Source organism: Bordetella sp. (assembly GCF_051960075.1).
Taxonomy (GTDB): Bacteria; Pseudomonadota; Gammaproteobacteria; order Burkholderiales; family Burkholderiaceae_B; genus Bordetella.
The window spans coordinates 59,142-70,154 of the sequence record NZ_JBQCER010000055.1; the positions used below are offsets into that span (position 1 = coordinate 59,142).

The window sequence follows — 11,013 nt, forward strand, 5'->3', positions numbered from 1 at the left end:
CTGAACCGCGTCGTCAATTTACGAATACCTTCACAGAGAGATACACATGGGCTTCGGACAAGGACTTAGCGGCCTGAATGCCGCGTCGCAAAACCTGGATGTGATTGGCAACGACATCGCCAACTCCCAGACCGTAGGCTACAAGGGATCCTCGATTGCCTTTGCCGACGTCTATGCCACTTCGCAGGTGGGGTTGGGCGTGGGGGTTGCCAACGTTATCCAGGATTACTCCTCGGGTGACATCAGCACGACCGGCGGACAATACGACGTCGCCATCAGCGGCGTCGGTCAGGGCTTCTTCGTGCTGCAGGATTCCAGCGGAAATACGTTCTATACCCGTAACGGCCAGTTGAATGTCGATAGCAATTTCAATCTGGTCAATGTCAGCAACGGCATGAAGGTCATGGGTTATCCGGCGAACAGCACATTTACCGCTGCCTCGGTGGGAGCGAACCTGCAGCCGATCACGATTCCGCAAGGCAATATGTTGCCCACGGCCACTTCAACGGTGACCGTGCAAACCAACCTGAACGCCAACGCAACGCCATTTGGCGCCAACGGCGTCGGTTCGGTCATGTTGACTGAAACCGCCCCCACGCCTACCGCGAGCACGGCCTATTACTACAAGGTCAGCGGAACCACCACCACGCTCTATACGGATGCCGCTGCCACCACGACGGCCGCGGCAGGGATCTCGTTTACGGACTCGGCGGGCAACACGTATACGACCGCGGCCGGTGGTGTGCTGTCGGCCTCAATTCCCAATAGCGTGGCGTCTGCGGTGCCCAGCACGTTCAGCCCGAACGATTCAACGACCTATACCAACGCAATTCCCACCACGGTATACGACTCGCTGGGTAATTCACACCAGATGATTCAGTATTTCGTGAAATCGGCTTCATCGGGCGGCAACAGCGTCTACAACGTGTATTACTACCTGGACGGCAACGCGATGACTGTGGGCGGGGTGTCGGGCGCCGCGCAGCAGCTGAATTTCAATTCGTCGGGTACGCTCATCAGCCCCAGCTCGCCAGTTGCCGTCGGTTATACCTTTCCCACAGGAACCACGTCGCCAGCACAACCTCTTGCCGTTTCTGTCAATTATGGCGGCGGCAACGTTACGCAATACGGCAGCAGTTTCAATCCCCACATCGTAGCCAACGGCAATGCGAGTGGAGATTACACGGGCGTCACGATCGCTGCCAACGGCAACCTGGTGGCCAGTTATTCCAACGGCTTGACTCAGGTGGTCGGCGGCCTAGCCTTGGCACGCTTCAACAACCCCGAAGGATTGTCGCCCGGCAGCGGCAACGTCTGGACCCAGACCGAGGCTTCAGGTCAGGCCACGACGGGAGCCCCTGGCACCGTCGGTCTGGCGTCGCTCAAGAGCCAAGCCCTGGAGCAGTCCAATGTCAATCTCAGTACCGCGCTGGTCAACCTGATTATTGCTCAGCGCACCTATCAGGCTAATGCCCAAACTATTAAAGCGCAGGATACGGTGGTGCAGAATCTTCTGAATATGGGTTGATGGCAGTATGGATCGCATTGATTCGTTGAGGCGTTAAGCACGGAAAGCGATGGACCATATTATCTATACCGCCATGAGCGGCGCCAATCGGATTACCGAACAAGAGGCGTCGATCACGAACAACCTGGCCAATGCGAATACGCCGGGGTTTCGTGAGCAATTGTCCGTATACCGGTCGGTGCCGGTCTACGACGATGTGTCGCTGCCCACACGGGTTACGACTGTTGCCACGACGCCGAGCAGCAATTTTCAGCTGGGCGCGGTCCACGAAACCGGCCGGGCGCTCGACGTGGCGATGAATGGCCAGGGCTGGTTGGCCGTACGGAGCGGGCAGGGCGAGGCCTATACTCGCAACGGCAATTTGCAGGTGGGTGCCAATGGCGTGCTGCAAACCGCGCAGGGTCAGCCGGTGTTGTCCGATCAGGGGGCGCCCATCGATGTGCCCGATCAGGCCACGCTGACCATTACGTCCGACGGCACGATCACTGCGCTGGGCGCGGGCGATACCCCCGATAATCTGATCACGTTGGGTCGCTTGAAGCTGGTCAACGCGCCGGACAAGCAGTTGACGCGCGGCGACGATGGTCTCTTTCACATGCCGCCCCAAGCCAACGGTCAACCGGCCGCGGCCTTGCCGGCCGATCCTGCGCTGCAGGTGGTGTCGGGCGCGCTGGAAGCCAGCAACGCCAGCCCGACCGCAGCCATGGTCGGAATGATCGAGAATTCGCGCCGTTTCGAAATGCAGATGCAAGTCATCAGCGATGCGATGACGGACGCGGACAAGGCCAACGGCATTCTGTCGATCACCTGATTTTCAATCGTAATACGCGCCGCCCGTAGCGGCGCCAGGAGCAGCACACCATGATGCGTTCACTGTGGATAGCCAAGACCGGTCTGGAAGGGCAGCAGACGGCCCTGGACACGATCGCCAACAACCTGGCGAACGTGCAGACGACCGGCTACAAGGAAGCTCGGCCGGTATTTCAAGACCTGATCTACCAGACGCTACGCCAACCGGGCGCCCAAGTGGGCGGCTCGAACCAGTTGCCCACCGGTCTGCAGCTGGGCACCGGCGCCCAGGTGGCGGCAACGCAAAAAATCTTCACCGAAGGCAATTTGAACAACACGGGCAGCGATCTGAACATCGCGATCAACGGCAAGGGCTTCCTGCAGGTGACCATGCCCGACGGAACCACTGCCTATACGCGAGACGGCACCTTGGAGCCGGATCAGAACGGCCAATTGACCACGGCTTCGGGTTATCCACTCAACCCGCCCATCACTATTCCCGCCAATGCGTTGACGATGACTATCGGCAACGACGGCACGGTGTCGGTCACCCAACCGGGTTCGACCAACAGCGCGCAGGTGGGGCAGATACAGCTGGCTACCTTCATCAATCCGGCCGGCCTGCAAAGCGTCGGCCAGAACCTCTATCTGGCGACTGACGCGTCGGGCGCGGCAAACGTGTTGCAGCCGGGCATCGACGGGGCAGGCACGATTTATCAGCAATACTTGGAAACCTCAAACGTCAACGTGGCCGAGGAACTGGTGAACATGATCACCACCCAACGCGCCTATGACATGAACAGCAAGGCTGTGACGGCGTCCGACGAGATGCTGCAGCGTCTGACGCAGATGTAAGCAGATGGGGTGTTCGACGTTGGGTGGTTCGATGATGCCGATGGCGCGCTTTTTTGCAGCGCTGGTTTTGCTGTTGCTGGCGGGGTGCGGCGTCGTTCCTCCCGAGCCCGTTGTGACGGGGCCGACCTCGGCGTTGCCGCCGTCCCGCCCCATGGCTTCCTCGGATGCGAGCGGGTCGATTTATCAGCCGACGGTATATGGCAGTTATCCTCTTTTCGAGGATTCCCGGCCTCGTAATGTGGGTGACGTCGTGACCGTGGTGCTGCGGGAAAACACGGCTGCGACCAAAAATGTGGCAACCGACGCCAACCGCTCCGGCTCGGTGACGCAGGGCTCTGTCGGGACGCCGAGCTTCCTGAGTGGAGTGGCCACGCTGACTACCGGGGTGGCCACAGGAACAGGCGCCAACTCCGGCACGAACGCCTTCCAGGGCAAGGGCGATAGCAGTGCCAACAACACGGTCAGTGGCACCATTACCACGACGGTGATCGGCGTATTGCCCAACGGCAATTTGCAGGTTGCCGGCGAAAAAGACATCGCCATCAATCGAGGCAGTGAATTCGTGAAATTTTCGGGTGTGGTCGACCCCCGCCTGATCAACGGCGCATCCAACAGTATCCTGTCTACCCAAGTGGCCGATGTGCGACTCGAATTCCGCAGTAAGGGCGTGATGGACGAAGTCCAGAATATGGGCTGGTTGCAGCGTTTTTTCCTGTTGTTCTCGCCTTATTGATGATTATGGCTACGCTGCAAACCTTTCGTTTTTCGCCTGCGCGCTGGTTGCGCCGCATTGGCATGGCCGGGCTGGGCCTCGCCGTCCTGCTGTCGGGGCCTGTCTTTGCCGAGCGCCTGCAAGATCTGGCCAATCTGCAGGGAGTGCGCGGCAATCAACTGGTGGGTTACGGGCTGGTGGTTGGCTTGGACGGCACCGGCGACCAGGTCACGCAGACGCCTTTCACGCAGCAAAGCCTGATCAATATGCTGTCGCGGCTGGGCGTGACCGTGCCGGCGGGCAGCAATATGCAACTAAAGAATGTGGCGGCAGTGATGGTGACTGCCACGCTACCGGCCTTTGCTCGGCCCGGGCAGAATATGGACGTGGTGGTGTCGGCCATGGGCAACGCCAAGAGCCTGCGCGGCGGCACGCTGTTGATGACGCCTCTCAAGGGCGCCGACAACCAGGTATACGCCATCGCTCAGGGCAATATTCTGGTGGGCGGAGCGGGGGCGTCCTCCTCCGGTTCGAGCGTGCAGGTCAATACGCTAAACGGCGGGCGCATCAACCAGGGGGCGACCATCGAGCGTGCCGTGCCGACTACCATCGCGCAGGACGGCAATATCTATTTCGAGATGCACAGCACCAACTTCGGCACGGCCGAAAATGTGACAGCGGCGATCAATCGGCGTTATCCGGGTTCGGCCACGCTGGTCGATGGGCGCGTGGTGCGTGTGCGCGCGCCGTCCGACCCGACCCAGATACCCGTGTTCGTGGCGCGCCTGGAAGATATGGAAATCACACGCGCGCCGGCACCGGCCAGAGTGGTCATCAACGCTCGCACGGGCTCGGTGGTGATGAACCAGAACGTGACGATAGACGAAGTGGCCGTGGCTCATGGCAATCTGTCGGTTTCGATCAGCCAGCAGAATGCCGTGTCGCAGCCCAATGCCTTTGCAGGGGGGCAAACCACCCCCGTGCAAAACGCGTCGATCCAGGTGTCGCAGGACACGGGTACGATCAAGCGCCTTAACAGCAGCGCCAATCTGGCTGACGTGGTGCGTGCGCTCAATACACTGGGCGCCACACCGCAGGATCTTCTGGCGATTCTGCAGGCCATGAAGGCGGCCGGCGCTCTGCGCGCCGACCTAGAGATCATTTAAGGGGCACGGCGATGAGCCTGGCGGACATCTTCAGCCGCATGCCGTCGCAAACGACGCAGCAAACGTCTATTTTCGACATGGGCCAGCTGGCCCAGCTCAAGCGCGATGTCGAGCAGACCGGATCCGGTGACCTGCAGGCCAAGCAAAAGCAGGTGGCCAAACAGTTCGAGGCGCTGTTCGTGCAGATGATGATCAAGCAGATGCGGCAGGCGTCGCCGAAGAATCCGCTGTTTCATAGCCAGTCGGACGATATGTGGCAATCGATGGCCGATGAGCAGATGGCGCTGAATTTGTCGCAATCCGGCGGCATCGGGTTGGCCAAGTCGCTGCTGGCCGAGATGCAGCGCCAAAACCCCGCATCGGTGCCGACAAACGAGCTCGTCGATCCCAGTAAGCTGGATCTGGTAAGCGCATCGGCGCCGCCCATGCCGCTGCAGTCCGGCCGCAATCTTACGGAAATCCTGGCCATGCTGCGCGCCAACCAGGGCGGCGATCAAAGTGCGGCGATGGACGCAGACGGATCGTCGATTGATGTCGCAGGTTTTGTGGCGCGCATGTCGCAGGCAGCCAACGTTGCCTCGCAGCAGAGCGGCGTGCCCGCTAGCCTGATCCTGGGCCAGGCAGCCTTGGAATCGGGCTGGGGCAAACGGGAAATCATGAACGCGGACGGAACGCCCAGCCACAATCTCTTCGGTATCAAGGCCGGCCCCAATTGGAAGGGCAAGGTGGTTCAAGCGACGACGACCGAGTACGTCGACGGCGCGCCGCAGAAAGCCGTGCAGGCTTTCCGTTCTTACGGCTCGTACCAGGAAGCCTTCGATGATTATGCTCAATTCATCAGCAACAACCCGCGCTACAGCCATGTGACCCAGGCGGCCAGCGACGACGACGCCGCGCATCGTATCCAGAAGGCTGGCTACGCGACCGATCCGAACTATGCCGCCAAGCTCATCCGCATCATGAGTCAGATGCGAGCCTCGATACTGTCCGGACTGTCTTCGAGTAATTCAAGACCTTGATTAATATTGGTTTTTTGAATTCTTGCTTAATTTTCACCCTTTGGCTGCCGTAAATCTGGGCATCCATAGCGTCTATACGCGAGGCATCGCATGAGTCTGTACAGCCTGTCACTTTCCGGCCTGAATACCGCCCAGACCGGCCTGGAAGTCACCAGCCACAATATCAACAACTCGGCTACGCAGGGCTATGACCGCCAGGTTGCGGTGCAGCAGACGGCCGGCGCGCGTCCTACCGGCTCGGGTTACATCGGCATGGGTGTGGAAGTCACCACCATTCAACGGCAGTACGACAGCTTTTTGTCCGGCCAGTTGATGAATTCGCAAAGCGTGGCGTCGCAATACAACACGCAGTACACCCAGCTCTCGCAGATCGACAGCCTGCTTGCCACGAATACGACAAGTACCTCGGCAACGCTGACCTCCGGCATTCAACCGGCCCTGACCAATTTCTTCTCCAGCCTGAACGCGGCCGCCAGCAACCCATCCAACGCGGCCAATCGCCAGGATATGGTGGGTAAAACCAGCAGCCTGGTGGCGCAGATCAACCTGGTCAACCAGCAGATGCAGAACCAGCGGCAGGGAATCAATACGCAGCTGGGCACCATGGTTACGCAGATCAACAGCAACCTGGACACCATCAATCAGCTCAATCAGCAGATTGCGACGGCATATGGCCAGGCCGGTGGACAGCCGCCCAACGACTTGCTCGACGAGCGAGATCAGGCGATATCCGATCTTGGCCAGCTGATCGGCATACAGACCTACACGCAGAGCAATACCAGCACCATCAGCATTTCGTTGGCCGGCGGCCAGCCGCTGTTGTCGGGCACAACCGAATACAAGCTGACCGCGGCCACATCGTCATCCGATCCCTCGGCCACGGCGCTTTACTACAGCATCCCCGGCTCCAACGGTTCCCAGACACAAATAGAGCTGCAGGATAGCCAGGTCACTGGCGGTTCGGTGGGCGGTTTGATGGCTTTTCGTCAGCAGCTCAACACCATACAAGACCAATTGGGGCAGTTCGCCGTAGGTCTGGCCATGACGATGAATGGTCAGCAGGAGCAAGGCCTGGACTTGAACGGCAAGCCTGGCTCCAATATTTTCAGCCTGGGCTCATCCAACATCGTCGCCGGCGCGAACAGCGGCTCGGCCAGCTTGAGCATGACGGCGCAAAGCGGCCAATACACGATCAGCTACGATGGCAGCGCCTATTCCGTCAAAGACCCCAGCGGCAATGCCGTGACGATGACCACGTCGGTCAACGGCAGCGGCCAGACCGTGTTGAACTTTAACGGTTTCAGCGTCACGGTGGCTGGTGGCGACGATCCGCGTGCTACGGCAGCCAATCCCGATACGTGGACCATGCAGCCGTTCGGCATGACTACGCCTACGATCACGGCGGCCGCGACCAACGGGCAGCAGAACATCAGCTACAACATCGCCTACAGCGGCGGCGCCTGGAACGTGACCGGGCCGTCCGGCGCGGTGACCGCGACGACAACCGTGAACGGCGACGGTACGACGACGCTGGCTTTCGACGGTTTCAAGGTCACCGCGGGCGCCGGTGCGGTTACCTCGGGAGACTCCTGGACATTCCAGTCCAGCGGCACGGGCTCGTCGATTACGCCTGCGGCGACCAATGCGGCGACCGATCCGTCGCTGACCGCCAGTTCGACGACCGCCAGCGCGCCGACCTTGAGCGCCAACGCCATCGGCAACGGCGATTACAAGGTTACCTACAATGGCACCGCGTATACGGTGACCGATCCGAGCGGCAATGCAGTACCCAATGCGTCCGGCGGCTCGACGTTCACACCGGATGCTCAGGGCAACATCACCTTTCATGGCATGGTCGTCAACGTCAGCGGCAACGCCGCCAGCGGCGACTCTTGGCAGATAGACCCTGATGGTATGGCGCAAGTGCCTGCGATCAGCAATACGCACAACACCAGCACTGCGGCGTTGTCGGCAAGCTACGTCGACCCCAACCAATTGCAGTCCAGCGATTACAGCATCGTCTATGAGGGCAGCAGCTATCAGGTGACGCGCCAGTCCGACGGCAAAGTGACCGACATTACCCCGAATGCGCAAGGTTATTTGAATTTTGACGGGCTGAGCGTGTCGGTGACTGGAACCCCCGCGGCCGGCGACAAGTGGGAGCTTCAGCCCACGCGCTACGCTGCGGGTCAACTGACCTCGACGCTGACCAATCCCAGCCAACTGGCGCTTGCCGATGCCGCTGGCGGCACGGCCAACGGCAACAACGGCTTGGCGATGGCCAAGCTGCAGACTTCCCTCGTGCTAGGCAACGGCACCTTGAGTCTGAATGGCCTCTATGCGCAACTGGTCAACAATGTGGGTGTGCAAACACAGCAGTTGAGTTCGTCGTTGACAGCGCAGAACGCGCTGGTCACGCAACAGACCTCGGCCGTGACGGCGGTATCGGGCGTGAACCTGAACGAAGAGTACGTGAATCTCACGCAATACCAGCAGCAATATCAAGCCAGCGCCAAGATCCTGGATGTGGCGAGCTCGATTTTCGACGCGATTCTGGGCGTATCCAACGGCTGACCGCACGGTTGATCAAGTCTAGCGGCATAGAGAAATATTTACCGGAGCACGATGATGGTGACACGCATCAGCACCTCGCAGTTTTATCAGAACTCCCTGAACGGCATTCTGAATCAACAGTCTGAGCTTACTCAGGTGCAGAGTCAGCTTTCTTCAGGTTTGGCGGTGCAGACGCCGTCCGACAACCCCCTGGCTGCGGCTCAGGCTGTGGTGCTGTCGCAAGACGCCACGATGAACTCAACCTTCGCATCCAATCAAGAGCAGGTCACCAATTCGTTGGGCGCCGAAGAGAATGCGCTGAACTCGATCACCACGACGATGCAAAGCGTCCTGGAAAATATCGTCCAGGCGGGCGATTCCACAATGGGCGATACCGGCCACCAATCTATTGTGACTGCGCTGACCAATCTGCGCACACAGCTCGTCGCTCTGGGCAATACGACCGACACCAACGGCCAGTACGTTTTTTCAGGATATCAGGGCGCAACCCAACCTTTTCAATTGAACTCGGCGACAGGGGCGGTGACCTATCTGGGCGACCAGGGCCAGCGCTCCGTTCAGGTTTCGCAGTCGTTGCAAGTGGCCGGCAGCGACTCCGGCACCGATGTCTTCGATCGCGTTTCGCCGGGCACGCAGGCTTACATTACCCAGGCAGGCAGCAGCAATACAGGCACCGGTGTGTTTGCGCCGGCCTCCGTCAGCATCGCCAACTCGAGAAACAACGTGGGCAAGGATTTCACGGTCACGTTCGCCACTGGCACCGGCGCCAACGCCGGGCAAATGGGCTACACGATCAGCATGACCGATCCGACCAACCCCAATGGTCCGGTGACGACTACCGCATGGCAAGCCTATACCTCCGGCTCTACGATTGCGATGCCCGGCGGCGGTGTGTCGTTCGTGGTCCCGGGTGCTCCGCCGGCAGGCGACACCTTTACGCTGGATACGCCGAAGAACGGTGTGGGTTCGAACATGGACCTCTTCCAGACCCTTAACAATCTGATCAATACACTGAGCATACCGTCGAACAACAATGCGGTCGCCTCTGCGGCGATCGCCAATGCGCTGACTTCCGCCAACAAGCAGGTTCAGCTTAACTACGACAACGTGCAGACAGTCATCACCTCGATCGGTGCGCGCATGAATGAGGTCGAGGCGCTGGGCAATACGGGCACGCAGTTGGGACTGTCCGATACGCAGCAGTTGGGTAACCTGCTGGACGTGAATATGTATTCGGCGACCAGCAATCTGGAATTGCGCCAGGTAGCTCTGCAAGCGGCGATTCAGTCGTTCTCGGTGGTTCAGAAGGCCAATTTGTTCAGCATGAACGCTTAAATTTACCCGGCCGTACCGATTCCAACCCTTCGCCGGCCTCTTGGCCGGCGTTTCTGATTAAAAGAATACCGAGGCACGGCGCTGCCGGGGTCAGAGACTTTGATGTTCACCAATTTGAAAATACGCACGGGCCTGTTCGCAGCGGTTTTGACGTTCGTTGCGCTGTCTGTCGTGGCCATAGGGTATGGCTGGTATAGCGCGCGTCAGGACGGAATAATCATCGATACGCTGGACAATGCAGGTGTGGAGCAAAATGTGCTGATCCGCGACGCCTATATCGCGGCGCTGCGTGGCATCATCCACATTGACATTGCGCTTAGCCTGGCCAAGCATGGCAAGCCGGATGGGGCGCAAGCCGAGAAAAGTGCGGTGATCAAGTTTGCAGATCAGGTGTCCAGACTCATGGGTGAGTTTAAGGCTCTGCCCAAATTCAATGACGAATCTCGCAGGCAGGAAGGGCCGTTGATGGCCGCATTTCAGAACCTTACCGACAACATGAAGACGGCGGTCCTGGTCGCGGCTACGGGGGATGACCAAAAGTACGAGTCGATCAAAACCTCGACGATGCAGGATGCGTCGATCGAGTTGGCAAGGCGCCTGGATGGATACAGCAAGATGATCCAGGATACGACGACCCGGCTCATGGAACGGCAGAAGGCCATCAATGAGTTCATGCAGCTCGTGTATGTCGGCATGCTGATCCTCGTCGTTCTGCTCGCATTCGCCATTTTTTCCTACATGCGACGTGGGGTGTTCCAACCTTTGCAAACGGCCGTCCAGCATTTCGACACGTTGGCGTCGGGCGACCTGACGAACAAGATCGTGGTGCGCAGCAATAACGAAATCGGTCGGATGCAGGCTGCGCTCAAGCGCATGCAGGACAGCCTGACGCGCACGGTGACGACGGTGCGCCGCGGCGTCGAAGAGATCAATGTAGGCTCCAAGGAAATCTCCGCGGGCAACACCGATCTGTCTTCGCGCACCGAGCAGCAGGCCGCCTCGCTGCAAGAGACGGCCGCATCGATGGAGCAACTG

9 protein-coding genes are annotated in these 11,013 nt (G+C 59.5%); all 9 read left to right on the plus strand.

Annotated features, from left to right (window positions below; genetic code table 11):
- Window positions 1–46: 46 nt before the first annotated feature.
- On the plus strand, window positions 47–1,528 hold the full coding sequence (locus ACTHJ1_RS08615) for a flagellar hook protein FlgE (protein WP_440190654.1): 1,482 nt from the start codon (window positions 47–49) through the stop codon (window positions 1,526–1,528).
- A 49-nt stretch (window positions 1,529–1,577) separates the two neighbouring features.
- Window positions 1,578–2,339: a flagellar basal-body rod protein FlgF gene (gene flgF / locus ACTHJ1_RS08620; protein ID WP_440190657.1), complete on the plus strand. Its 762-nt coding sequence runs from the start codon at window positions 1,578–1,580 to the stop codon at window positions 2,337–2,339.
- Between the two features lie 50 nt (window positions 2,340–2,389).
- Window positions 2,390–3,172 (plus strand): flagellar basal-body rod protein FlgG, encoded by a 783-nt coding sequence (gene flgG / locus ACTHJ1_RS08625; protein ID WP_440190660.1) that lies wholly within the window; start codon window positions 2,390–2,392, stop codon window positions 3,170–3,172.
- A gap of 34 nt (window positions 3,173–3,206) precedes the next feature.
- Window positions 3,207–3,905, plus strand: coding sequence for a flagellar basal body L-ring protein FlgH (locus tag ACTHJ1_RS08630; protein ID WP_440190687.1), 699 nt, complete (start codon window positions 3,207–3,209; stop codon window positions 3,903–3,905).
- Window positions 3,905–5,050 carry a flagellar basal body P-ring protein FlgI gene (locus ACTHJ1_RS08635; protein ID WP_440190663.1) on the plus strand — a complete coding sequence of 382 codons (1,146 nt, stop codon included), beginning with the start codon at window positions 3,905–3,907 and terminating at the stop codon, window positions 5,048–5,050. Before ACTHJ1_RS08630 ends, ACTHJ1_RS08635 begins: the two co-directional genes overlap by 1 nt.
- A gap of 11 nt (window positions 5,051–5,061) precedes the next feature.
- Complete coding sequence (flgJ, locus tag ACTHJ1_RS08640; RefSeq protein WP_440190666.1) at window positions 5,062–6,069, plus strand: flagellar assembly peptidoglycan hydrolase FlgJ; 1,008 nt, start codon at window positions 5,062–5,064, stop codon at window positions 6,067–6,069.
- Window positions 6,070–6,159: 90 nt separating this feature from the next.
- Window positions 6,160–8,643 carry a flagellar hook-associated protein FlgK gene (flgK, locus tag ACTHJ1_RS08645; protein ID WP_440190669.1) on the plus strand — a complete coding sequence of 828 codons (2,484 nt, stop codon included), beginning with the start codon at window positions 6,160–6,162 and terminating at the stop codon, window positions 8,641–8,643.
- Window positions 8,644–8,694: 51 nt separating this feature from the next.
- Window positions 8,695–9,978, plus strand: coding sequence for a flagellar hook-associated protein FlgL (gene flgL / locus ACTHJ1_RS08650; RefSeq protein ID WP_440190672.1), 1,284 nt, complete (start codon window positions 8,695–8,697; stop codon window positions 9,976–9,978).
- Between the two features lie 102 nt (window positions 9,979–10,080).
- Window positions 10,081–11,013 (plus strand): Tar ligand binding domain-containing protein (locus ACTHJ1_RS08655; RefSeq protein ID WP_440190675.1); only part of this gene is annotated, 933 nt, incomplete at its 3' end.

Coding starts and splice junctions, on each gene's coding strand:
- ACTHJ1_RS08615 (WP_440190654.1), top strand. CDS start 47: ATGGGCTTCGGACAAGGACTTAGCGGCCTGAATGCCGCGTCGCAAAAC.
- flgF (WP_440190657.1), top strand. CDS start 1,578: ATGGACCATATTATCTATACCGCCATGAGCGGCGCCAATCGGATTACC.
- flgG (WP_440190660.1), top strand. CDS start 2,390: ATGATGCGTTCACTGTGGATAGCCAAGACCGGTCTGGAAGGGCAGCAG.
- ACTHJ1_RS08630 (WP_440190687.1), top strand. CDS start 3,207: ATGCCGATGGCGCGCTTTTTTGCAGCGCTGGTTTTGCTGTTGCTGGCG.
- ACTHJ1_RS08635 (WP_440190663.1), top strand. CDS start 3,905: ATGATTATGGCTACGCTGCAAACCTTTCGTTTTTCGCCTGCGCGCTGG.
- flgJ (WP_440190666.1), top strand. CDS start 5,062: ATGAGCCTGGCGGACATCTTCAGCCGCATGCCGTCGCAAACGACGCAG.
- flgK (WP_440190669.1), top strand. CDS start 6,160: ATGAGTCTGTACAGCCTGTCACTTTCCGGCCTGAATACCGCCCAGACC.
- flgL (WP_440190672.1), top strand. CDS start 8,695: ATGATGGTGACACGCATCAGCACCTCGCAGTTTTATCAGAACTCCCTG.